At 53.3% G+C, this 23,794-nt stretch carries 25 protein-coding genes; 18 read left to right on the forward strand and 7 right to left on the reverse strand.

Annotated elements, in window-relative coordinates; genetic code table 11:
* The first annotated feature begins 76 nt into the window (after nucleotides 1-76).
* The 18 genes from ACPAOP_RS06415 to ACPAOP_RS06500 all read left to right on the forward strand — a co-directional run bounded on the left by ACPAOP_RS06415 (nucleotide 77) and on the right by ACPAOP_RS06500 (nucleotide 17,974).
* Entirely contained in the window at nucleotides 77-1,258 is a 1,182-nt protein-coding gene (locus tag ACPAOP_RS06415) for an acetyl-CoA C-acetyltransferase (protein ID WP_423709707.1), read from the forward strand.
* A 238-nt stretch (nucleotides 1,259-1,496) separates the two neighbouring features.
* Nucleotides 1,497-2,165, forward strand: a complete 669-nt coding sequence (locus tag ACPAOP_RS06420) for an SDR family oxidoreductase (protein ID WP_423680044.1) — start codon at nucleotides 1,497-1,499, stop codon at nucleotides 2,163-2,165.
* Nucleotides 2,166-2,205: 40 nt separating this feature from the next.
* Entirely contained in the window at nucleotides 2,206-3,336 is a 1,131-nt protein-coding gene (locus tag ACPAOP_RS06425; protein ID WP_423709708.1) for an acyl-CoA dehydrogenase family protein, read from the forward strand.
* A gap of 47 nt (nucleotides 3,337-3,383) precedes the next feature.
* Nucleotides 3,384-3,989 (forward strand): 2-hydroxychromene-2-carboxylate isomerase, encoded by a 606-nt coding sequence (locus ACPAOP_RS06430; RefSeq protein ID WP_186897551.1) that lies wholly within the window; start codon nucleotides 3,384-3,386, stop codon nucleotides 3,987-3,989.
* A gap of 87 nt (nucleotides 3,990-4,076) precedes the next feature.
* Nucleotides 4,077-4,481: a rhodanese-like domain-containing protein gene (locus ACPAOP_RS06435; RefSeq protein WP_186863423.1), complete on the forward strand. Its 405-nt coding sequence runs from the start codon at nucleotides 4,077-4,079 to the stop codon at nucleotides 4,479-4,481.
* Nucleotides 4,478-4,879 (forward strand): YchJ family protein, encoded by a 402-nt coding sequence (locus ACPAOP_RS06440; protein WP_186897552.1) that lies wholly within the window; start codon nucleotides 4,478-4,480, stop codon nucleotides 4,877-4,879. Before ACPAOP_RS06435 ends, ACPAOP_RS06440 begins: the two co-directional genes overlap by 4 nt.
* Nucleotides 4,880-4,900: 21 nt before the next feature.
* Nucleotides 4,901-6,523 carry a carboxyl transferase domain-containing protein gene (locus ACPAOP_RS06445; protein WP_423680047.1) on the forward strand — a complete coding sequence of 541 codons (1,623 nt, stop codon included), beginning with the start codon at nucleotides 4,901-4,903 and terminating at the stop codon, nucleotides 6,521-6,523.
* Nucleotides 6,524-6,528: 5 nt separating this feature from the next.
* Nucleotides 6,529-7,461: a dienelactone hydrolase family protein gene (locus ACPAOP_RS06450; protein WP_423709709.1), complete on the forward strand. Its 933-nt coding sequence runs from the start codon at nucleotides 6,529-6,531 to the stop codon at nucleotides 7,459-7,461.
* Nucleotides 7,462-7,497: 36 nt separating this feature from the next.
* Entirely contained in the window at nucleotides 7,498-8,298 is an 801-nt protein-coding gene (locus ACPAOP_RS06455; protein ID WP_423680049.1) for an enoyl-CoA hydratase/isomerase family protein, read from the forward strand.
* Nucleotides 8,295-8,816: a DUF1569 domain-containing protein gene (locus ACPAOP_RS06460; protein ID WP_423709710.1), complete on the forward strand. Its 522-nt coding sequence runs from the start codon at nucleotides 8,295-8,297 to the stop codon at nucleotides 8,814-8,816. Before ACPAOP_RS06455 ends, ACPAOP_RS06460 begins: the two co-directional genes overlap by 4 nt.
* 199 nt (nucleotides 8,817-9,015) lie before the next feature.
* Nucleotides 9,016-10,353 (forward strand): adenosylmethionine--8-amino-7-oxononanoate transaminase, encoded by a 1,338-nt coding sequence (gene bioA / locus ACPAOP_RS06465; RefSeq protein ID WP_423709711.1) that lies wholly within the window; start codon nucleotides 9,016-9,018, stop codon nucleotides 10,351-10,353.
* Nucleotides 10,354-10,424: 71 nt separating this feature from the next.
* Nucleotides 10,425-11,636: an 8-amino-7-oxononanoate synthase gene (bioF, locus tag ACPAOP_RS06470; RefSeq protein WP_423709982.1), complete on the forward strand. Its 1,212-nt coding sequence runs from the start codon at nucleotides 10,425-10,427 to the stop codon at nucleotides 11,634-11,636.
* The gene (gene bioD / locus ACPAOP_RS06475; RefSeq protein WP_423709712.1) at nucleotides 11,636-12,334 is read left to right on the forward strand and encodes a dethiobiotin synthase; all 699 of its coding nucleotides are present in this window, start codon (nucleotides 11,636-11,638) and stop codon (nucleotides 12,332-12,334) included. Before bioF ends, bioD begins: the two co-directional genes overlap by 1 nt.
* A gap of 10 nt (nucleotides 12,335-12,344) precedes the next feature.
* Nucleotides 12,345-13,373, forward strand: coding sequence for a biotin synthase BioB (gene bioB, locus ACPAOP_RS06480; RefSeq protein WP_423709713.1), 1,029 nt, complete (start codon nucleotides 12,345-12,347; stop codon nucleotides 13,371-13,373).
* Between the two features lie 215 nt (nucleotides 13,374-13,588).
* Nucleotides 13,589-15,592: an acetyl/propionyl/methylcrotonyl-CoA carboxylase subunit alpha gene (locus ACPAOP_RS06485; protein ID WP_423709714.1), complete on the forward strand. Its 2,004-nt coding sequence runs from the start codon at nucleotides 13,589-13,591 to the stop codon at nucleotides 15,590-15,592.
* Between the two features lie 234 nt (nucleotides 15,593-15,826).
* Nucleotides 15,827-16,228 (forward strand): endonuclease domain-containing protein, encoded by a 402-nt coding sequence (locus ACPAOP_RS06490; protein WP_423680056.1) that lies wholly within the window; start codon nucleotides 15,827-15,829, stop codon nucleotides 16,226-16,228.
* A 9-nt stretch (nucleotides 16,229-16,237) separates the two neighbouring features.
* The gene (locus ACPAOP_RS06495) at nucleotides 16,238-16,981 is read left to right on the forward strand and encodes a pyridoxine 5'-phosphate synthase (protein WP_423709715.1); all 744 of its coding nucleotides are present in this window, start codon (nucleotides 16,238-16,240) and stop codon (nucleotides 16,979-16,981) included.
* 78 nt (nucleotides 16,982-17,059) lie between these two features.
* On the forward strand, nucleotides 17,060-17,974 hold the full coding sequence (locus ACPAOP_RS06500) for a hydroxymethylglutaryl-CoA lyase (protein ID WP_423709716.1): 915 nt from the start codon (nucleotides 17,060-17,062) through the stop codon (nucleotides 17,972-17,974).
* A 254-nt stretch (nucleotides 17,975-18,228) separates the two neighbouring features.
* Here ACPAOP_RS06500 and ACPAOP_RS06505 read toward each other — a convergent pair whose 3' ends face one another.
* From ACPAOP_RS06505 to ACPAOP_RS06535, 7 genes are all read right to left on the reverse strand, one after another.
* Nucleotides 18,229-19,065 carry a hypothetical protein gene (locus tag ACPAOP_RS06505; RefSeq protein ID WP_423680059.1) on the reverse strand — a complete coding sequence of 279 codons (837 nt, stop codon included), beginning with the start codon at nucleotides 19,063-19,065 and terminating at the stop codon, nucleotides 18,229-18,231.
* Nucleotides 19,066-19,175: 110 nt separating this feature from the next.
* A complete protein-coding gene (locus ACPAOP_RS06510) occupies nucleotides 19,176-19,448 on the reverse strand; it encodes a hypothetical protein (RefSeq protein WP_423680060.1) in 273 nt (90 codons plus the stop codon).
* A 110-nt stretch (nucleotides 19,449-19,558) separates the two neighbouring features.
* On the reverse strand, nucleotides 19,559-20,065 hold the full coding sequence (locus ACPAOP_RS06515; RefSeq protein ID WP_423709717.1) for a hypothetical protein: 507 nt from the start codon (nucleotides 20,063-20,065) through the stop codon (nucleotides 19,559-19,561).
* 625 nt (nucleotides 20,066-20,690) lie between these two features.
* Nucleotides 20,691-21,587, reverse strand: a complete 897-nt coding sequence (locus ACPAOP_RS06520; RefSeq protein ID WP_423709718.1) for a DUF535 family protein — start codon at nucleotides 21,585-21,587, stop codon at nucleotides 20,691-20,693.
* Between the two features lie 464 nt (nucleotides 21,588-22,051).
* The gene (locus ACPAOP_RS06525) at nucleotides 22,052-22,438 is read right to left on the reverse strand and encodes a VOC family protein (RefSeq protein WP_423678863.1); all 387 of its coding nucleotides are present in this window, start codon (nucleotides 22,436-22,438) and stop codon (nucleotides 22,052-22,054) included.
* Nucleotides 22,439-22,590: 152 nt separating this feature from the next.
* A complete protein-coding gene (locus ACPAOP_RS06530; RefSeq protein WP_423709719.1) occupies nucleotides 22,591-22,890 on the reverse strand; it encodes a hypothetical protein in 300 nt (99 codons plus the stop codon).
* 24 nt (nucleotides 22,891-22,914) lie between these two features.
* Nucleotides 22,915-23,784, reverse strand: coding sequence for a hypothetical protein (locus tag ACPAOP_RS06535; protein WP_423709720.1), 870 nt, complete (start codon nucleotides 23,782-23,784; stop codon nucleotides 22,915-22,917).
* Between the last annotated feature and the right edge of the window lie 10 nt (nucleotides 23,785-23,794).

Below are 23,794 nucleotides of genomic sequence, written 5' to 3' on the forward strand. Positions count from 1 at the left end.
TCGTGCTTGCAGATGTTTTCAGAGAAAAGCAGACAAGCAGAAATTTTGTATCACCTTACATTCAATGGAGAAAAACATGACAGACCCTATCGTAATCGTTGGCGCAGCCCGTACCCCTATGGGGGCATTTCAGAGTGATTTCGCATCCCTGACCGCCAGTCAGCTCGGTGCAGTGGCAATCAAAGCTGCAGTTGAACGTGCTGGTGTCAAGCCGGAGCTGGTGGAAGAAGTTCTGTTCGGTAACTGCCTGATGGCCGGTCAGGGGCAGGCACCTGCACGTCAGGCTTTGCTGGCGGCAGGTTTGCCTATGTCCACAGGCGCGGTCACTTTGTCCAAAATGTGCGGCTCTGCGATGAAGGCAACCATGATGGCGTTTGACTCTATCAGCGCAGGCAGCAATGAAGTGATGGTCACCGGCGGTATGGAATCGATGACTAACGCACCTTACATCATTCCAAAGGCACGCGGCGGCTATCGTATCGGCCACGGCATGATTTACGATCACATGATGCTCGACGGTCTCGAAGACGCCTATGACAAAGGCCGCTCCATGGGTACTTTTGCCGAAGATTGCTCCGCCAAATACCAGTTCAGCCGCGAAGATCAGGATGCATTTGCGATTGCTTCCGTCAAACGTGCGCAAGCAGCGACAGCAGACGGCTCGTTTGCGTGGGAAATCGCACCGGTTACCGTTTCCGGTCGTGGTGGTGACGTTGTGATCGATAAAGATGAAGGCCCGCTGAAAGCCAAACTCGACAAAATCCCAGCTCTGAAGCCAGCCTTCAAAAAAGACGGCACAATCACTGCTGCATCTTCTTCCTCCATCAACGATGGCGCTGCAGCGCTGGTGCTGATGCGTGAGTCCAAAGCCAAAGAACTCGGTCTGACACCGATCGCTAAAATCGTCGCTCACGCATCGCATGCACAGGAACCTGGTTGGTTCACCACAGCGCCGATCGGTGCGATTCAAAAGCTGTACAAAAAGACCGGCTGGACGACGGACACAGTGGATCTGTTTGAAATCAACGAAGCGTTCGCTGCCGTACCGATGGCAGCAATGAAAGACCTTGGCATCTCCCACGACAAAGTCAACGTTCACGGTGGCGCCTGTGCACTCGGCCATCCTATCGGCGCATCCGGTGCCCGTATCATCATCACGCTGATCGGTGCGTTGAAAAAACAAGGTAAGAAGCGCGGTGTGGCATCCCTGTGTATCGGAGGTGGTGAAGGGACAGCGATGGCCATTGAGTTGTTCTAAATAGTGTGCGCTGCGTTCATCCAATATCCGGGCGCATAGCGGCGTTGCAAAGCCTCGCAATACCGACGTATTGCTGCGTTTTGCGCCTTGCCCTGCATTCTGGATATTGAATGAACTTGTGCACTTGATATGCGGACGTAGCGTGCGCCGCGCGCATCGTTAATCGCGGTAAGCGTGTCGGTAATGAGATTACAGCTACATCGTCGACATGCGGTTGAAAACACGAAAAGGAAGCAAGATGCCCACAGCATTGATTATCGGCGCGTCACGCGGTATCGGTCACGAACTGGCCTTGCAATATAAAGCGGCGGGCTGGCGTGTGATTGCCACGGCGCGTAAGGCAGTTGATCTGAGCACATTACAAGCGCAGGGTTGTGAAGCTATCCCTTTGGATGTCACGAACATCAACGATTGCGGTGGTCTTGGCTGGCGGCTCGATGATGAAAAAATCGATGTCGCTATTCTGAATGCCGGTGTGTATGGCCCGCGCACCACAGGATTGCAGACGCCGCATGATACGCAGTTTGATGAAGTGATGCATACCAATGTGCTGGCCGCGATGCGGATTCTTCCTATCGTGCTGCCGCTGGTCGAGAACGCCGGTGGCCGTCTTGCTGTCATCTCGTCGATGATGGGTTCCATCAGTGAGCGTAACGGTAATCATGGATGGTTATATCGTGCCAGCAAAGCCGCGTTGAATTCTGTACTGAAGGATGTGTCTTTACAGACGCGACAGGCAATCTGCGTGGCCTTGCATCCGGGCTGGGTTAAAACAGAAATGGGCGGCGTCGGTGCTGAACTTCCGGTGACAGACAGTGCGCAAGGTATACGCAAAACGCTGGCAGGTCTGCAGCCGGACGACAACGGCAGGTTTTTTAATTACAACGGTGCCAGCCTGAACTGGTAAGCAGAAAAAAAGACAGAACAACATCAGAACGAGACCAGGTATGTTACTTACAGCAGAACACGAAATGATCCGCGATGCGATACGCGCATTTGCACAGGAAAAACTGGTGCCGAATGCGGCACGCTGGGATAAAGAACACCATTTTCCCGCCGCCGAATTAAAAGAGCTGGCACAGATGGGTGCGTACGGCGTTGCGGTACCGGAGGAGTTTGGCGGTGCCGGCATGGATTACCTGTCGCTGGCGCTGGTGCTGGAAGAAATCGCTGCCGGCGACGGCGGTACATCGACAGTCGTGTCCGTGAATAACTGCCCGGTGTGCAGTATTGCGATGATGTATGCGAATGATGCACAGAAGCAGCAGTGGCTGCGGCCACTCGCACAAGGCGAGATGCTGGGTGCGTTTTGTCTGACAGAGCCACATGCGGGCAGCGATGCATCTGATCTGAAAACGACTGCGCGTCGTGAAGGTAACGATTATGTACTGAACGGTGTCAAACAATTCATTACCAGCGGCAAACATGCAGACGTCGCGATTGTGATGGCGGTGACGGATAAAGCCGCGGGTAAAAAAGGGATCAGCGCATTCTGGGTACCGACCAAAACGCCGGGTTACATCGTTGCCGGGCTCGAAAACAAAATGGGTCAGCATTCTTCTGATACCGCGCAAATTCTGTTTGAGAACTGCCGTATCCCGGCTGAAAACCTGATTGGCGAAGAAGGCATGGGTTACAAAATCGCGCTGTCGGGATTGGAAGGTGGTCGTATCGGTATTGCATCTCAATCGGTCGGTATGGCGCGCGCCGCGTTTGAAGCGGCGCTGGCGTATGCGAAAGACCGCAACAGCTTCGGTAAATCAATTTACGAACATCAGGCAGTGCAATTCAAGCTGGCGGACATGGCAACGCAGATCGAAGCTGCACGTCAGCTGATCTGGCATGCAGCGAGCATGAAAGATGCTGGTAAGCCTTGTCTGAAAGAAGCAGCGATGGCGAAATTGTTTGCGTCTGAAATGGCAGAAAAAGTTTGCTCCGATGCGATACAAATACACGGTGGCTACGGCTACGTCAGTGATTTTCCGGTAGAACGGATTTATCGCGATGTACGCGTGTGCCAGATTTACGAAGGCACCTCAGAAATACAAAAAATCCTGATCAGCCGCGCGCTGGCCTGAGCGTATACCTTGTCAACAGCATCCTGCATTTATAAAAGGACACCGTGATGAAAGCACCTGTCGAATTCTGGTTTGATTTTGTTTCGCCGTATGCATATATCGCTGCGCAATCCATAGAACAACTGGCGGCCAGGCACGGTCGCGAAGTGAGCTGGAAACCGATGTTGCTGGGGGCTGTATTCAAAGTGACCGGATCGAGTCCGCTGACCATGCGGCCACCGCAAATGGCGGATTATTTCAAGCATGATTTTTTACGCTCCGCGCGTTATGCAGGCGTGCCGTTTGTTTTGCCTGAACCGTTTCCTATCGCAACCCAGAATACCGCAAGGGTTTGCCTGTGGCTGCAGGACACTGCGCCGAAGCGTGTCGGTGAATTCGTGCGTCAGGTCACACGTGCATATTTCTCCGGACCGGCAGCATTGAACGACACTGACTGGCTGGCGGCGCAGATAAGCGCGATGGGGCTGGCTGGTGCCGCTGCAGCGGCTGCCTGCGAAGATACTCATTACAAGCAGGCGCTGAAAGAGCAATGCGAACAGGCGATAGAAAAAGGCATCTTTGGTGCACCGTGGATCATCGTCGATAGCGAATCTTTCTGGGGCAATGATCGCCTGCCGCAAGTCGAACACTGGCTGGCGCAAGGTGGTTTTTAATCAGCATCATCCAGATAAAAAATCGGACTCATCAAAACATAACCGGTCAGCAAACGCAGAATTTTTCTGCGTCACGAGGAGAACAGCATGTTGAAAAAGGGCTATCAGCAGTTAGTGGACGAAGCATACGCACAGATCAGGACTTACAGCGTCGCAGAAGCACTGACGAAGCTGGATAAAGGTGACGTGCAATTTATCGATGTGCGCGACATTCGTGAGCTTGAGCGTGAAGGCGTGATTGCGGGAGCATTCCACGCACCGCGCGGCATGATCGAATTCTGGGTTGATCCGGACTCACCTTACTTCCGCCCTGTATTCGGTGAGAATAAAGAATTTATTTTATTTTGCGCTGCAGGCTGGCGTAGTGCCCTGACCACCAAGACGTTGATGGATATGGGCTTGGAAAATGTTGCTCATATCGAAGGTGGTTTTACTGCCTGGAAAGCCGCAGGCGCACCGACTGTTGCTAAGGAAATCAAGAAAGTGGTATGAGTCGTCAAGAGCAAAAAAATGCGAACCTGTGTCCCTGCGGTTCAGCAAAAAAGTATGAACTATGCTGTGGCGTTTATATCAGCGGTGCAGAAGTCGCACCAACAGCAGAAGCGCTGATGCGTTCGCGTTACAGCGCTTATACGCGCAATGATGAAGCCTATCTGCGCGCGACCTGGGATGAGCGCACTTGTCCGTCAGAGCGCATCACACATGATGATCCGACTAACTGGCTGGGGCTGGAAGTCAGGAAACATCAGCAGGACGGCGATCAGGCCATCGTGGAGTTTGTCGCTCGCTACAAAATTGCAGGTAAGGCGCACCGCCTGCACGAAGTCAGCCGTTTTGTGAAATATGACGGCAAATGGTTGTATGTCGACGGCAGCTTTCCTCAAAAATAAATCAATACCGGAATCCAAATAATGACAATCCTAGAATCCAAACTGAACCCACGTTCTGATGATTACAAAGCCAATGCCGCTGCAATGCAGGTGGTGGTGGATGATCTGAAAGCTAAAATAGAAAAAATAGCGTTGGGTGGCGGAGACGAAGCGCGCAGCAAACATCTGGCGCGCGGTAAATTGTTGCCGCGTGATCGTGTGCAAATGCTGCTGGATGCAGGCACGCCGTTTCTGGAATTTTCCCAGCTTGCGGCCTATGACATGTACAAGGAAAAAAATGGCAATGATGCGGCACCGTCGGCAGGCGTGATTACCGGTATCGGTCGTGTCGCCGGTCAGGAATGCGTGATCGTTTGTAACGATGCGACCGTTAAAGGCGGTACCTATTATCCGATGACCGTCAAAAAACATCTGCGCGCACAGGAGATTGCTGAGCAAAATAATCTGCCCTGCATTTATCTGGTCGATAGCGGTGGTGCGAATCTGCCGAATCAGGATGATGTGTTCCCGGATCGCGATCACTTCGGTCGCATTTTCTACAATCAGGCAACGATGTCGGCCAAAGGCATTCCGCAAATCGCGGTGGTGATGGGGTCCTGTACTGCTGGCGGCGCGTATGTACCGGCGATGAGTGATGAATCCATTATCGTTAAAAATCAGGGCACGATTTTCCTCGGCGGCCCGCCATTGGTAAAAGCCGCAACGGGTGAAGTCGTCAGCGCCGAAGACCTCGGCGGTGGCGATGTGCATACGCGTTTATCCGGCGTGGTCGATCATCTGGCGCAGAACGATACGCATGCGTTGTCGCTGGCGCGCACCATTGTCTCGAATCTGAACCGTCAGAAGCCACAGACCGTGGTGCTGAAAGCAGTCGAAGAACCGAAGTATCCGGCCAGTGAATTGTATGGCGTGATTCCGGTCGATACGCGCAAGCCTTTCGATGTGCGCGAAGTGATTGCGCGGATCGTCGATGGCAGCCATTTCGACGAATTTAAAGCGCGCTATGGCACGACCTTAGTCTGCGGCTTTGCACATATTCACGGCATGCCGGTCGGCATCATTGCAAACAATGGCATTTTGTTTTCTGAGTCTGCATTGAAAGGCACGCACTTCATCGAACTGTGCTGCCAGCGCAAAATTCCGCTGGTGTTTTTGCAGAACATTACTGGCTTTATGGTCGGGCGCAAATATGAAAACGAAGGCATTGCACGTAACGGCGCGAAGATGGTGACGGCCGTAGCGACAGCGAATGTACCGAAGTTTACTGTCATTATCGGCGGTAGTTTTGGTGCCGGTAATTACGGTATGTGCGGCCGCGCTTTCTCGCCGCGCTTCATGTGGATGTGGCCTAACGCACGTATCAGCGTCATGGGCGGCGAACAGGCCGCCAGTGTGTTGGCGACCGTGAAACGCGATGGCATCGAAAGCAAAGGCGGCAGCTGGAGTGCCGACGAAGAAGCCGCATTCAAGCAACCGATCAAAGAGCAATACGAACATCAGGGGCATCCGTATTACGCCTCCGCCCGTTTATGGGATGACGGTGTGATCGATCCTGCCGATACCCGCATGGTGTTGGGGTTGGGCTTGAGTGCCGCGCTGAATGCGCCGATTCCGGATCTGAAGTTTGGGTTATTCAGGATGTAATGATCATGAGACGCGGTGATTTTATTTGCGGATTTGCATTAATGCTGTTGTGGGTGTCTGCGTTCACCCCCGCGCATGCACAGGCACAGAATGCCGATACGTTGGCTGCTGCACCAGCTGCCGCAACGGCAAAGCTGGCAAAAGATTTAAATGAATCGGTCAGCGCAATTGATGTTACGGTGAAGGATATGTATGGCCGTTCCATTACAGGCAAAGTCGTCATCACGCAATTTAAGCCCGATGGCGACGGACCTTTTCCGATTCTGATTTTAAATCATGGGCGCAGTGCGACGAACCGTGCCGAACCGCCGCGTTTTCGCTATACCCAGCAAGTCCGTTATTTTGTCCGGCGGGGATTCGCGGTATTTGAACCGACCCGTATCGGTTATGGCGAAATGGGCACTGATCCTGATCCCGAAGACAGTGGCGCATGTAACCGGAAGAATTACGCACCGATGGCAGAAGCGGCCAGCACCGAAATTCTGGCGGTAATCGACCATGCGCGTCAGCAAAAATTTGTTGATCCCAGCCGTCTGGTGATCGTCGGTCAGTCGGTCGGTGGTTACAGCACAGTCGCAACGACGGCGAAGAATCCGCCTGGCTTAGTTGCCGCGATTAATTTTGCCGGTGGTTCCGGTGGTGATCCTGTCGGTCATCCGGGTGAGCCTTGCGAAGGACATAAACTCGAAAAAATGTATGCGACTTTCGGACAGACCAGCAAAGCACCGATGCTCTGGATTTACACCGAAAACGATCAGTATTTTTCACCGCGTTACAGCCAGGCATGGCATGCCGCATTTGTAAAAGCCGGTGGCAAGGCCGAGTTCAGATTAATGTCGCCGTTCGCGAAAGATGGCCACAGCCTCTTTTCGTCGGGGATAAAAATCTGGGAGCCGCTGGTCAGCGAATTTTTAGATGCCAATGGCTTCCGTCAATAATCAAAAAATAATTGCAGAATATAAGAGACATGCACAATGACAGTTAATAATGATTCCCTGCAAACGCTGACCGTTCACGTAGATCAGCGAGTTGCCACCGTGACCCTGAATCGTCCCGATGTGCGCAATGCGTTCAATGAAACTACGATAGCGGAAATCACGCAGGTGTTTCAGGCACTCGATGCGGACGCGGCTGTGCGTGCGATTGTGCTGGCAGCGAATGGCCCGGCGTTTTGTGCCGGTGCTGATCTGAACTGGATGAAGAAGATGGCGGATTACACGCATGCCGAAAATCTTGCCGATGCTGCTCAGCTGGCAGCGATGCTGGCGGCGATTTACCGTTGCAGCAAGCCGGTGGTCGCGAAAGTGCAGGGCGATTGCTATGCCGGTGGCATGGGGCTGGTGGCCGCATGTGATATTGCGGTCAGTGTGGATAGCGCAAATTACTGCCTCAGTGAAGTGAAGCTCGGCCTGATTCCGGCGACGATTTCGCCGTATGTGATCAAGGCCATGGGCGAGAGCGCGGCGCGGCGTTATTTCATCACAGCCGAACGTTTCAGTGCGACAGAGGCGCATCGTACCGGCTTCGTGCATGAAGTGGTGAGCGCTGACATGCTCGATAGCAAAGTGGCAGAGATCGTCAAGGCGCTGGTATCGAACAGCCCGCATGCCGTGCGTCAGGCCAAGCGTCTGGTACAGGACGTCGCCAGCCGTGAGCTGACGCCGGAACTGATCGCGGCGACGGTGGAAGGCATTGCGCAGATACGCGCGTCTGATGAAGGGCGCGAGGGCGTGCGTTCTTTCCTGGAAAAACGCAAACCGGAGTGGTTAGTATGAAAAAGCGCACCTTATTGACGGGGGCCGTCGCAGTGACGGCGCTGGCAGCAGCAGGTCTGGCGACGTACCGCAAATCGACCGTAGAAATCACATCGGTAGAGCGTATGCTGACCCTGTTAGACAGCCTGAAGTCCCGGCAGTTGATCGCCAAAAGCGGCTGGTCGCCGTACAAGGTGTTTGTGCATCTGGCGCAGAGCATACAGTATTCGATGACTGGTTATCCTGAGCTGAAATCAGAGGTATTCCAGCATACTGCAGGTAGTGCGGCTTTTTACGCATTTTCCGTTGCAGGTGCGATGCGCCACAATCTGACTGAGCCTATTCCCGGTGCTCCGGTTATTGCTGACGAAGGCAATGTAGATGAGGCGATAGATCAGGTGATCACTGCTCTGCGGCAGTTTCAGGCATACCGTGCTCAGTTGCAACCGCACTTCGCGTATGGCTTGCTGAGTAAGACGGAATTTGCGCATGCCCATGTGATGCATATTGAAAACCATCTGCTCGAAATGCAGACTTGATAATGCGCCTTGGGCATCGCATTGCGGCAATCCTTTTAGCCGAGACTTTCTTCGTTGAATGTGTGGTTATCCGGCAGGAATAACATGGTTTTTTTAAAAACTTTCAATACAGATGCTCAGTATTTATGCGGCTTGCGAAATTAAATTAGCTGGAAATGCCCGTAAAATGTGCGGGTTTTAAAAGTAGTCTGGAGCAAGTTTGAATTTCAATACACAAAATGAATGGGTCGCACGCAGCCTGCAACATGTCTGGCATCCGTGTACCCAGATGCAGCACCATGAAACGGTGCCCCTGATTCCGGTCAGTCACGGGCGCGGTGCATGGCTGTACGATATGGATGGCAAGCGTTATCTCGATGCCATCAGCTCATGGTGGGTGAATCTGTTTGGTCACGCCAATCCACGCATTAATGCCGCACTCAAGGATCAGCTTGATCAGTTAGAACATGCAATGCTGGCCGGTTTTACGCATACGCCGGTCATAGAATTATCAGAAAAATTAGCCGCGTTAACCAGCCATCAACTTGGTCATTGCTTTTACGCTTCCGATGGTGCATCGGCGGTCGAAATTGCGCTGAAGATGAGTTTCCATTCGTGGCGTAACCGCGGTCAAACTGATAAGCAGGAGTTTATCTGCATCCAAGGCAGCTATCACGGTGAAACCGTCGGTGCGCTGGCAGTCACGGATGTCAGCCTGTTCCGCGAAGCCTATGGCCCCATGCTGCAACGGGCACACGTGGTTGCTTCGCCTGATGCGCGATTGGCGCAGGCAGGCGAAACGGCGGCCGATGTCGCTTTGCGTGCTGCAGCTGATCTGGAACGTGTGTTGCAGCAGCGCGAAGGCAAAATTGCTGCGGTGATTATCGAGCCGCTGGTGCAATGTGCGACTGGCATGGCGATGCATGATCCTGTGTATCTGCGGCGTCTGCGCGAATTGTGCGATCAGTATCAGGTGCATCTGATCGCTGATGAAATTGCGGTCGGTTGTGGCCGCACCGGCACTTTCTTTGCCTGTGAATCAGCGCAGATCTGGCCTGATTTTTTATGTCTGTCAAAAGGCATCAGCGGTGGTTATCTGCCCCTGAGTCTGGTAATGACGACCGATGCGGTTTATCAATCGTTTTACGATGCAGACGTGCGGCGTGGCTTTTTGCATTCGCATTCGTACACCGGCAATCCGCTGGCCTGTCGCGCGGCACTGGCGACGCTGGCGATTTTTGCAGAGGATGATGTGCTGGTGCAGAACCGTCGCAAAGCACAGATGTTTGCCGATGCGTTTGCGCCATTGCGCGATAATCCGCGTGTGCAGCATGTGCGCCAGCAAGGGATGATTTTTGCGTTTGATGCGATCGTCGATGACGCTGAAAAAGCGACGACATTTTCGCGCCGTTTTTTCAGCGCTGCCTTGCAGCAGGAATTATTGATGCGCCCGATCGGGCGCAGCGTCTATCTGATGCCGCCGTATATGTTGAGCGACGATGAAATCGCTTTGTTGGCACAGAAGACCATGAAAGTATTTGAAGAGGTTATGGCATGAGCGGTATGAGTAGTAATCAAAGTAATCAAGCGAATGACAAGAGCGGCAATCTGCGGATTGCTGCTGCCAGAATGCCGCTGTTGCAAACCTTGCGTGATGATCTCGATGCGCTGGAAGCACAGCATCTGATCCGTCGTCGCCGCACCGTAGAAACGCCATGCGCACCGGATGTGCGTGCCGATGGTAAAGACTACGTCGCCTTTTGCAGCAACGATTATCTGGGGCTGGCGGCGCATCCGCTGGTAACGCAGGCTTTGCAAAAAGGTGTCAGTCTGTATGGCGCAGGCAGCGGTGCATCGCATCTGATCAGCGGCCACAGTCGCGCGCATACGAATCTGGAACAGAAGCTGGCAGAATTCATGGCACCGAATATCGATCAGGCGCGTGCTTTGTATTTCTGCACCGGTTACATGGCGAATCAGGCCGTGATCACTGCGCTGGCAGGCAAAGATGCTGCCGTGTTTTCAGAAGAACTGAACCACGCTTCGCTGATTGACGGTGTGCGTTTATCGCGTGCCGCAACCCAGGTGTTCGCGCACCGCGATTACGCCGCGCTGGAAGCCATGCTGAAAAATTGTACGAGCAAAAAACGTATCGTCGTCACCGACAGCGTTTTCAGTATGGATGGCAATATCGCGGACATCCCGGCCTTGCTGGCTTTATGCGAACAATATGATGCGTGGCTGATTGTCGATGACGCGCATGGCTTCGGTGTACTGGGTGAACATGGTCGCGGTGTGCTGGAACATTTCCATCTGCGCTCACCGAATCTGGTCTATATGGGCACGCTGGGTAAAGCTGCCGGTGTCGGTGGCGCGTTTGTCGCCGCGCATGAAACCGTGATCGAATGGCTGATACAAAAAGCCCGTGCCTATATTTTCACCACTGCTGCGGCGCCTGCGCTGGCGCATGCACTGCTGACCAGCATCGATATTATTGCCGGTGAAGAAGGGCAGCAAAGACGCGCACATCTGAACAAGCTCATACACATGTTCCGCCACGGTCAGGACTTAAAAGTCTGGCACGGCATGCCGTCTGACACCGCGATTCAACCGGTGGTTATCGGCAAAAATGATGCGATGCTGGCCGTTGCCGGCAATCTGCTGGATCAGGGTTACTGGGTAGGGGCGATACGTCCACCAACGGTACCGCTCGATACAGCGCGTCTGCGCGTGACCTTGTCTGCCGCCCATACGGAAGTGCAGGTACTGCAATTAGTGCAGGCGATTAACCGTCTGGATCAGATACATTATGTGGCGCAGTGTTTTGCGGAGGTGGCCTGATGTCCGCGTTGCGTCCGCATGATTATTTTGTGACCGGTACTGACACCGAAATTGGCAAGACGCTGGTCAGCAGTGCTTTGTTGCTGGCCTTGTCACAACGAGGTGTTCGCAGTCTGGGGATGAAACCCATCGCAGCTGGTGCAGTATTACGAGATGGCGTCTGGCATAACGAGGATGTTGATAGCCTGGTGCAGGCGTCCGACGTGAAAGCACCGCAACACATCATTTGTCCGTATCTGATGCAGACACCGGCAGCGCCGCATATCGTGGCGCAACGCGAGAAGATCAGTATTTCATTGCCACAGATTGTGGATGCCTATCAACAGGCGATGCAGCTCGCTGATGCCGTGATCGTCGAAGGCGTTGGTGGTTTCTGCGTGCCGCTGGATGAGCGCCATGACACCGCAGACATGGCGCAGGTATTGAATCTGCCAGTGATTATGGTGGTTGGTATACGCCTCGGTTGTATCAATCATGCGCTGCTGACGGCGCAAGCAATTGCCGCCCGTGGTTTGCGACTGGCGGGCTGGGTTGCAAATATTGTCGATACGCAGATGTTGTATCCCGACGAAAATATCGCCGCCCTGCGTGATCGTTTATCCGCGCCGCTGCTGGGAAGTATTCCGCGTCTGAACCTTGAGGATACGCAGAAGGCACATGCTGCCGCTGCATATCTTGATCTGAATTTTTTGAAGTAAAGGAAGTTTTATGCAAGCCAATGACACTCAGCAACACGCCGTACAGTTTCAAGCGCCCGTCAAAAAAATCGAAGCCGAAACCTGGCCGGTTGATGAGGTGCTGGCGCTGTTTGATTTGCCATTCAACGATCTGATGTTCAGAGCACAGACCGCCCATCGCGCCAATTTCCCGGATGGCGATGTCGAGCTGGCGACACTGTTGTCGATCAAGACCGGCGGCTGCGAAGAAGACTGCGGCTACTGCCCGCAAGCCGCGCGTTACGACACCGGCGTCGAAGCGAAAAAAATGCTGGACGTGCGCGAAGTGCTGGATGCCGCCAAAGCCGCCCGTGAAAACGGTGCGACCCGTTTCTGCATGGGCGCAGCATGGCGCTCACCAAAAGACCGCGACATGGAAAAAGTTGAAACCATGGTGCGTGAAGTGAAAGCCATGGGTCTGGAAACTTGTGCCACGCTCGGCATGCTGAAAGAAGAACAGGCACAACGTCTGGCGGCTGCAGGTCTCGATTACTACAACCACAATCTGGATACCGCACCGGAGTTTTACAGCAATGTGATTTCGACTCGCGAATATCAGGATAGGCTCGATACGCTGGGACATGTACGCACCGCTGGTCTGAAAGTCTGCTGCGGCGGCATCGTCGGTATGGGCGAATCACGCCGCCAGCGCGCGGGCTTAATCGCACAGCTGGCAAATCTGAATCCGTATCCTGAATCAGTGCCGGTCAATCATCTGGTACAGGTTGAGGGCACGCCATTGCACGGGCTGGATCCGCTTGATCCGCTGGAATTCGTGCGCACGATCGCGGTGGCTCGCATCACCATGCCGAAAGCGCGCGTCCGTTTGTCCGCAGGTCGCCGTCAGATGGGCGAAGCGGTGCAGGCAATGTGCTTCCTGGCTGGCGCGAATTCGATTTTCTACGGCGATAAATTGCTGACGACAGAAAATCCCGAAGCTGCGGATGATCGTGTGCTGCTGGATAAATTAGGTTTGAAAACACGTGGCAAAGTCGAAGCAAAAGCGGGTAGCTGCAATTAAAAAAACGGATGATCACAACGCGATGCCAACTGATCACAAGTCATGCGGTTCACGTTCATCCTTGCATAGGACTTACGCAAAACCGCCCCAGTGGCGTTATGGCTCCTAGTCGTACTATTCGTACTGTCTTCGTCGCCATGCCTTGCCGGAGCAGCTTTGCGTAAGTCCTAAAAAGAACGCTATTTCCGATTCACTATAACTAAGAGCAAAGAGACATGTTCACCAAAATCCTGATCGCCAATCGTGGCGAAATCGCCTGCCGTGTCGCTGCTACTGCACGCCGCATGGGTATCAAAACCGTCGCCGTTTATTCGGAAGCGGACGCCAATGCCAAGCATGTGGCGGTTTGCGACGAAGCCGTGCTGATCGGTCCGGCTGCCGCCAAAGAAAGCTATCTGTGTGCTGACAAAATTATTGCAGTGGCTTTAGCGACGGGTGCACAGGCGATCCATCCGGGTTATGGTTTCTTGTCTGAAAACAGTGAATTTGCCGAAGCCTGCGCTAAAAACGGCATTGCTTTTATCGGCCCGCCAGCCTCTGCGATCGAAGCAATGGGCAGCAAATCGGCAGCAAAATCGCTAATGGAAAAAGCCAATGTGCCGCTGGTGCCCGGCTATCACGGCGACAATCAGGATGCCGATTTTTTACAGAATGAAGCAGACCGCATCGGTTATCCGGTCTTGCTGAAAGCCAGTGCCGGTGGTGGTGGCAAAGGCATGCGCGTGATTGAACACAGCAAGGATTTCAAAGAGGCGCTGGCGTCCTGCAAACGCGAAGCGATCAATTCTTTTGGCGACGATAAAGTGCTGGCAGAAAAATATCTGCAACGTCCGCGCCATATCGAGATTCAGGTGTTTGCCGATACGCATGGCAATTGCGTATATCTGTTTGAACGCGATTGCTCGGTACAGCGTCGTCATCAGAAAGTATTAGAAGAAGCACCGGCACCCGGCATGACGCCGGAACGCCGCGCCGCGATGGGTGAAGCGGCGGTTGCCGCAGCCAAAGCGGTGGGTTATGTCGGCGCGGGCACGGTCGAGTTCATTGCTAACCAAGATGGTTCTTTCTATTTCATGGAAATGAATACGCGCTTGCAGGTAGAACATCCGGTCACAGAAATGATCACCGGCACCGATCTGGTGGAGTGGCAATTGCGTGTCGCAGCAGGCGAAGCCTTGCCACTGCAACAGGAACAATTGCAAATACACGGCCATGCGATAGAAGCGCGTGTGTATGCAGAAAATCCTGAAAAAGGTTTCCTTCCATCGATAGGCACTTTGCGTCATGCGCGCACCCCGGCAGCCGTGAATTTTGAACTCGGCGGCAGCGCAGAGCCAGCAGGTTTCCGCATCGACAGCGGCGTGCGCGAAGGCGATACGATTTCACCGTTTTATGATCCTATGATCGCCAAAATGATCGTCTGGGGCAAAGACCGCACCGAAGCATTGGCACGCATGGCGCAGGCCTTGTCGCAATACCAGATCGTCGGTTTGTCATCGAATATCGCCTTCCTGTCGCGCCTGATACACAGCGACGCCTTTGCCAATGCCGATCTCGATACCGGGCTGATTGCGCGTAACGAAGCACAGTTATTTCCAGCAGCGCAACCCGCAGCGGCAGATGTGATTGCACTGGCCGTGGTGTCTCTGTTGCTGTCTGAAAAATCCGGCGGCAGTGACCCGTGGCAGAGCAGCCACGGCTGGCGCATGAACAGCCTGATGCAGCGCAGCTTGCAGTTCGCTGAAGAACATCACCAGCACAGTGTGCAGCTCACGTATCTGGCCGATGGCTGGACATTACGCACCGACAGTGGCGCGGTTGATGTCCGGCTCGCGTCTGTCAGTGGTAGCGGCAGCAGCGATCTGGTACTGAAAATCGCAGACCGCACCGTCAGCGGCACCGTCGTGCGCGATGGCGAACACTTCCACGTGTTCAGCCAGGGCGTGCATACCGATCTGCATTACAGCGATGCACTTGCCCATGCCGGTGAAACCGAAGCCGAAGGCGGCCGCCTGACCGCACCGATGCCGGGCAAGATCGTCGCCGTGTTAGTTGCGAAAGCACAGGAAGTCAAAAAAGGCGATGCGCTGCTGATTATGGAAGCCATGAAAATGGAACACACGATTTCCGCTCCGCACGATGGCGTGATCGACGACGTGTTGTACGCGATCGGCGATCAGGTCAGCGAAGGCGCACAATTGCTGGCGTTTGCGCAGTAAGAGCGAAGATAGAATGAGCAGTCAGAACCCTTCTCCCGCACGCGGGAGAAGGGCAGGGATGAGGGCGCTGGATCAGCCGTGGAATGATCAACGGCATTACCCTCACCCCCAGCCCCTCTCCCGCCAGCGGGTGAGGGGAGTAAAAAGCAGCCCTCTTTCGAAATCGGGCGAGGGAAGCACACTGCAAAACAAAGCAAACTTTACCGACAGATAGTGCCGTTGAGAGTGAACAATATGCCTGACCTCTTTCCTCGTCATCCCAGCGTTGTGCCGGAAGATTTAAAGCGCTATGCCAGGGCAATGCGAACGTCGATGCCGGATGCAGAGGCCTTGTTATGGAGTTTGTTACGTAACCGCCGTCTGGCGAATGCCAAGTTCCGGCGGCAACATGTGATTGCGCCTTACATCGTTGATTTTTATTGTGCAGAACACCGACTGGTGATCGAACTCGATGGCGGGCAGCATAGCGAACAGCAAAACTACGATCAGCGGCGCGATGCATTTTTAGAACAGAAAAATATCACGGTGCTCCGTTTCTGGAATCATCAGATGCTCAATGAAACAGAAGCCGTGCTGGAAGAAATTTACCGTATTTGTGTCAACCGCGATCACGCCTGCAATGCGCGTATCGCCTAAGGAATAAGCATGACTCTACTCTCTGTCAATATCAACAAAATCGCCTTACTCCGCAATTCGCGCGGTCGCAATTATCCTGATGTCGATGCGTTTGCTGCGCGTTTTCTCGATCTTGGTGCGGCAGGCATCACACTGCATCCGCGTCAGGATCAACGCCATGCGCGTTATTCTGATGTCGAAAGTCTGGGGCAGTTATGCCAGCAGCGCGGTGCTGAATTGAATGTTGAAGGTTATCCGGCAGCGGAATTCATGGAAGTCGTGTATCGCTATCGCCCCGCGCAATGCACGCTGGTGCCCGATGCGCCGGATCAGCTGACTTCCGATCACGGCTGGGACATGCGCAAAGATGCCGCCTTATTGCAGCCAGTGCTGGCAGGCTTGAAAGCCGCTGGCATACGCAGCAGCCTGTTTGTGGATGCCGGTATCAGCGATGCCGATCTGGCGCTGGCAAAACAAATGGGTGCTGACCGCGTTGAGTTATATACCGAGCCGTATGCCGAAACCTATGGCACACCAAAAAACGATGCGGTGCTGCAGACCTTTGCCGACACTGCTATGCGCGCGCAACGCGCCGGTCTGGGTGTGAATGCCGGGCATGATCTGAACCTGCAAAACCTGAGCAAATTTTTGCAGATCAAAGACATACTCGAAGTTTCTATCGGCCATGCCGTGATTGTTGAAAGCCTGGAACAAGGCATGGACAATGTCACGCGCCAGTATCTCGACATCATCCGTCGCGCAGCGCAGGCATAGGCGCAGGCATAAACATAAACATAAGCCAGCCGCCGCTATTCACAGACTACACAGACTATGCAGGCAAAAGGAAAACAGATGAACACATCACTACCGCAACAAGTCAAAATCGTTGAAGTCGGGCCGCGTGACGGCCTGCAAAACGAAAAAGAAAGCATCCCCGCCGACATTAAAATCGAACTCGTCAATCGCCTCACCGCTGCCGGTTTTGTGAACATCGAAGCGGCTTCTTTCGTCTCGCCAAAATGGGTGCCACAGATGGCCACGTCGGCCGAAGTCATGGCTGGCATCAGCCGCAAACCCGGCGTGATTTATTCGGTGCTAACGCCGAATATGAAAGGCTTTGAAGCCGCGCTCGCTGCCGGTGCTGATGAAGTCGTGATTTTCAGCTCCGCTTCCGAAGCCTTTGCGCAAAAAAATATCAATTGCTCGATAGCAGAATCGATAGAACGTTTCCGCGATGTCGCGCTGGCGGCCAAGCAAAATAACATCCGTTTGCGCGGCTCCATCAGTTGCGCTTTCGGTTGCCCGTATCAGGGCGAAGTCGCACCTGCCAGCGTCACCGATGTCGTCCGCCGCCTGCGCGATCTGGGCTGCGATGAAATCGACATCGCCGACACCATCGGCGTCGGCACTGCGCGCCAGGTGCAACACGTGATGCAACTCGTCGCACAAGAATTTCCGCTGCACAGTTTATCCGGCCATTTTCATGACACCTACGGCCAGGCGCTGGCGAATATTTACGCCAGTCTGGAAGTCGGCATCAGTATCTTCCATTCCAGCGTCGCTGGCCTCGGCGGCTGCCCTTACGCCAAAGGCGCCACCGGCAACGTCGCCACCGAAGACGTGCTGTTCCTGATGCAGGGATTAGGCATCCACACAGGCATTGATCTGGACGCAGTGGTCGACGCCGGACAATTCATCTCCACCCACCTCGGCCGCAAAGCCGTCAGCCGCGCAGGCAATGCGATAGCGGCGAAACGGGCGGGGTGAAACAGAAAGGGGGCTGCTGAGGAGTGAGGAAATCAGCAGTGCTCAAACTGCTGGAAAGTGGTGGCGGATAGCGTAATCGTTTGCTGCGTTTTCTCCGATGCTGGCGCTGGTTTATGCACCAACCGTCATACGCCGCTTTGCTAAGGAGTCGTCTAACACGAACACCAGCGAACGGCTTGAGTGTCTGATCCATGAGAGGCTCAACGCCCAAGGTAAGCGACGTCCGCTTGACCGCCTAGTTAGGCAGTGACGGGTTATCCGAGTGCCTCAAGGCGTTGCTGTAGACGTGTTTGCAATTGTGTAAGACCTTCGCCATTGTTGAGGTACTGGACATAACGAAGATGCCGAAGATCAAATGGAATGTCTTCCGCGCTCTGAGTGATAAGTATTACTTCACGTCCGAGCGTGTGAGCAATACCAGCCTCATAAAAAACGTTGGGATTTCGGCCCGTGCAGTCACAGATGACAATCCGAGATTTATCGATCAGAGAAACAACATCTTGAATGACGGCTGGGTTTTCCCAGATGTCGTCAGCCCTACGGCACCGCAGGCCACAAGCAGCAGCCACTCTCTGTAACGCTTCATACACCGGAGTGAAGTTGGGGTGGAATGGCATCATGGCCGATATGAGTGTGGGCTCGATGGACTCGGGGTCTTGCAATTGAAAGACGGTCGGCCGACTCCTGCGGGGCTGGAGGTTCCGAAGAAGCGAGCGGAATAGGTCGGCTGATTTCACTGACCAATGCGTCCGGCTGAACTGGAAATCCGTAATTTCCAGCTCAGCCGCAAAGGTTTGAAAATGGCGATTGGTGAGAGGTGGAATTCCTGGATCGTAGATGTATTCAAGAACGAGTTCGCGATTAACTAAGTGTCCAGCAACCAGACGCCCGACTCGCGCCACTTGATCTCCACGCCCACTGGTCTCTTCGACAAATACGGTCGGCAGTTGCATAAGTGCCGCCAAATCTAAGACGCCATTTGGTTGGAATCGAGTCTGTAGATCAGCGTCTGTGTACTCGAACACGCGGCTGCTAGGGAATCTGTCTTGGTCGTCGGCCCACGCATTGCCTTTAACTATGAGGCTGAACATTGCTACTCCTGCTTATTCGGTGTTTGTGTTTGTCGCCTGCGAGCGGATTTCTTGCGGCCTAACGCTTAAGTTAAGCCGCGCCGCGAAGCGGCATCGGCTTGAATGAATTGTTAGAACGGACCATAAGCCGCCTTGATTAGATCGACTATTGCATTGGCCTCTTGCTGAGACAGGGTGATCTTGCTGTCTCGATGAGAGAGAACCACCTTGCCTTCATACTGAAAGAAGCCTGCATTCGGGTCAGTGTTGATTGACTTGGCGTAGTCGATAGCGACTTGTCGCGGAATGCCAATAGTCCATCCGGATATCACATAGAGACCGTGCTCGTTAGCGGAAGCAAGCACGTTGTCTATGTTGCGAGGGAATTCGATTTCATGTGCCACAGGACACCTCTTGTTGTGAGTTCTAACGTGAAAGTGAGGGGCAGCCGGAGCGGGAAGCGCGGAGGGCACCAACAAGCGCAGCTTGTTGGTTGTCCCGCTCGACTGCAGAGTTAGGCATTGTTACCAGGTGCTTTGCGTACGTTTAGTAGCAAGGCATTTTTAACTTTTATCCATTTGTTCTGTTCAAACTGAACGTCCGCAAATCCAAATGATATAGGCCCTTTTGTACCTTTTTTAAACTTTTCCTCCTTCTTTTTAGTGTAGATATCTCTAACCTCTTTTGAGGTTAAAACATGATAACTTGGGGTGCTGGCGCCAATCTCTGCAATTTGCGCTCGACTAGCAGCATCGTTAGGTTTAGGCATGTAAACAAATACCCAAATTATGTGTCGCTCAACATTAAGGGCTCGTGCATCAACAACCCATCCCTTTAATACGCTAGTTTTAACTTCAACCTTAATTGAACGACCGAGCTTTCCGTCTATGACAAAAACATCGGCACTTTTGCTATTCCCGTAGGTCAATGAGGCCTGTATTTGACGACGACAAAGCTCAGACACAACGCCAAATTCCCCAGATAGTTGCGTGAATTGTTTTTCTTCGTATGATTTAGCCATTTTCAGTAATTGAAAGAGTGTTAATTGTCAAAGTGCCTAACATGATTTAATTTTCATTTTTGAAAGATAACCGACCGCCTAAACAAATGCAATTTTTTTAATCCTTTTGAAGCCCGTACGACGCTTGATTGCTTTTGCTGGTACCTGATCAATAGCAGGTACCAGCAGATCGACAAAAAGTGCAGATCAAATTGTCTCAACACGCATCTTGTCAGCACGAGGCAGGCAGCAAAAAAAGCAACCAAAGCCATCGTTTTTCATCAGACCAAAAAATCAGAATCTGACATTGCCCGGCGTAGGCGGAAACAGAGCTACAGCGCTCTTTAAATCATGCCATTTTTGGCAAAAATAGGGGGGTATCTGCCAAAAATACCTTAATGTCTGAATAAAACAAAGGGGTTTTAAATATACTCCACCCAGTATATTTTTAGCTCAGGCAGGCAAAAAAGAGGAAAAAACAGGCAATGCTGGTCTCAGTGTTCCAGCGATGTCAGTAATTTGGGGACGGCGGAAATGCCGCTGTGGGCGAGTGTGGTTTGTGGCGTGACGCCGATTGACGCGATGCGCGTATGACCGCGGCGATGGCTTGTTTTATGGCGACATTCAGTCGTGCCAGATCGTCCGCTTAATGTGAGGTGTAGCTGTGGGCGCGGTGCAAGTGGTGGCCGTGGGCATGGATGGCGGCGTGTATCTGGGCGCGCATGGCTTCGGTCAGCGCGGCGCGGCGGCGATATTCGCTGCGTTTGTTGGATGGCCGCGATTCTATGGGTTTTTCATCCTGCGTATGCGGGATTTCAAAATTCCCTCTCTGATTCTGACTGCCGCCGGCGAGCAGCCACAGCTGGTCGTATTCGGCATGAATACATTTTTTCTGGCGATAGCGCCAGGCGCGGTAGATGTGGTTTTGTTCACTGACGCATTCTATTGTCGTGCAATTGATCTGTGCGGCAAGATTGCGTAACACTTCAATCAACAGCAGGCGCGGCTGAATGCCATGCAAGGCGCTGGTGGCTGTGCGCGCCAGTTGGCGGCAATTGCCACGGTTGGATTGTATGCCGCCGACCCTGATTGCATTGCCGTGGCGATTTTTCACGAGGGTAAACGTGACATACAGCAGTGCCTGCTCATTCATGCTCAGTGCCAGTGTGATGCCGCCCTCGCGTTTGAAGGCATCATCGCGCAGCAGATGAATGGTGAAGTGCTCGTCATTTTTCCCGGTACACTGTGACAGTAAAAAGCGATGACCACTGACAATGTTCGCCGTAGTTTTTGTACCGAGCAGAGTATGCAGTAATTCAAAATGGCAGACGAGCGTGTTCACCCGCTCCATGGCGCTGGTGTTGCGGTCAAAGAAAGGGCGATGAATGACGTCGAGCAGGTTGGCATCGTTGCCGACAAGTGGCCGTAAATAGCTGCTTCTGACAAATTGATACCACGATACGCTGGGTTTTAAATTGAGCAGTGTACGTGCGACAAATTTACTTTTTCGTTCCAGGTTGACCGTGTTTGTCACCGACGTCATTTTGTACGCCCATGCCAGGCTCGTTGCGATCTCATTTGTCCACTGACAGCATCGTTTCAGATGGGCAAAAAGACCGGGCGTCAATACAGTGGGAATGTTTCGTTCAACCTGAGGCACAGCGCTACCTATTCATGCAACATAATGCACCTGATTGTAACTCAATGTATCTGCATCGTAATTGGAACCATTCTTCGGTAACGAAGAGAGCGCTGCACAAACCGGTCTGATTTCTGATGATTTAACAATATTTATCTTTTTGAGGCACTTGCGCAGTTGATCAGGGATGCGGCCAGAACACCCCGTATCTGCCCCGGGGCGACCCGCGCCGGCGTCAGCCGGACTTGTTCAGCCGATGGTATCTGCATAGGAAGACAAGCGTGCCGGCGTTTTTGCAACAACGCCGCACGCTGGTTATCTGTGTTGACAGCGGGCAGGTATCCCGCAATTTGAATGTGAAAGTGCGATTACTGGCCTGGCGGCGGTTGCCACAGTTCGACTTTATTTCCCTCGGGATCAATCACCCAGGCGAATTTTCCATAGTCGGAGTCATCTGTCTGATCAAGCACGTGACAGCCTTCTTCCTTTAATGCCCTGACTAATGCGTGCAGGTCTTCCACCCGGTAATTCACCATGAACGGGGCAGAACCCGGCGCGAAATGATCGCTGTCTTGCGGATGTATGGCCCATGCCGTAGTGCCAGCAACTGGCTTGCCATCAGCATCTGCCCAGTCAAAAGCTGCGCCGCCCCAGACCTGCACATCGATTCCCAGATGTTGCTTGTACCATGCCTGCAATGCCGGTGCATCTTTGGCTTTGAAGAAAATACCGCCTATGCCTGTGACTCGTTTCATAACAACTCCGCTGCGTGATGATAGAAAAAGAAATGGGTGATCATGGGGCAATCTGAGAACACAGAAGTCTGAACGCAGAGAGAACAGCCATCGGAGCGCCCCGCCGCTGTAAAGGATACTTGCAATGTACTAATTCTGCGATGAGACCGCGCTCAGGCAGCTGCAATCAGGGCGACGATTTTTGCGATGGCGACCAGCAAATCCTGGCGGTCGGCATCGTCGCTGATGGCGGTTTGTATGGCTTTCATTTGCGCCAGTTCGGCATCAGTGGTAATCGTGCCGGCTTTCAACAAACGTGCCTGATAGTCGCCGTAGTCTTGCAGCAGTTCTTTGAGTGGCGCGATCAGCACCGCCTGATCGTCCAGCGTCGCAGCGCGATACCGGATTTGCAGATCGGTGATGGTGTTGCCCATCACGCGCAGCATGTCAGCATCATTGTCTTTGACAGGCATGGTGTCTCTCCCTTTAACAGCACATTATTTCTGGCTGACGACGGCATCCAGCAAAGGACTGAGCGCCGGGTCATTTTTCAGGTTTGCTTCTACGCGGTTGATACTACTGATAGCGCTTTGTGCTGTGGCCGCTCGGCTGGTGATGCTGCCGTACAGGGCAGAAAATTCTCTGAGTGATTCCAGTAAATCCGCCACTGTCATTTGATCGTAATGGACGCTGGTTTTTGCTAGTTTTTCTCCGAGTACCGTCGCTTTTGCAAACTGGCTGAGGATGAGGTCACGGCTTTGCGCCTCGTTGGTTTGATTCTGCAGGATATCGTCGGCAACGCTGCCGAGCAATGCGGTACGGGCTTTTTCGTCAGCAACGGCCATGGCTCTGCTGCGGGCTTCGATAATGCGGATGCGGGCAATATTATCGCGACCGGTTGACGGTAATTCAGCAAAGATGTGGCCCAGTCTGGCAAAACGTGCTGTGACATTGACCACGAGTTTTTGCGCTTTCTTCACGTCGTCAGTTGCCAGCAAGTAGCCGCGCGGCAGATCGGTGTACATGGCGGCGAGCTGCCGGTGCGCCTCGCAGGCCTGATTCAGCGCAGTCAGCGCTGGTGCGTTTGCGCTGTCGGTGATGCTGTTGTCGGCATAGATTAAATCGAGCTCAGTAGCACCGAATTTTTTAGCCTGCGCCAGTGATGTGGCGATGTCTGAGCGGGTAAGTGCTGGCATGGCCACAGCCGCCTGCAAACTATCGGCACCCATCTTGCAGGCGCGGTCTGCTTCATTGCTGAATGTGGTCGCGGCAAGCTGCAAGGCCTGAGCTTTTTCCTGATTGCACGCAGAAAGACAACAAACGGTGAATAAGATCAGGACGCATTTGATTGCTGGCAGGGTATTCACATGTGACTCC

Source organism: Undibacterium sp. WLX3042 (assembly GCF_049544825.1).
In the GTDB taxonomy this organism is placed as follows: Bacteria; Pseudomonadota; Gammaproteobacteria; order Burkholderiales; family Burkholderiaceae_D; genus Undibacterium.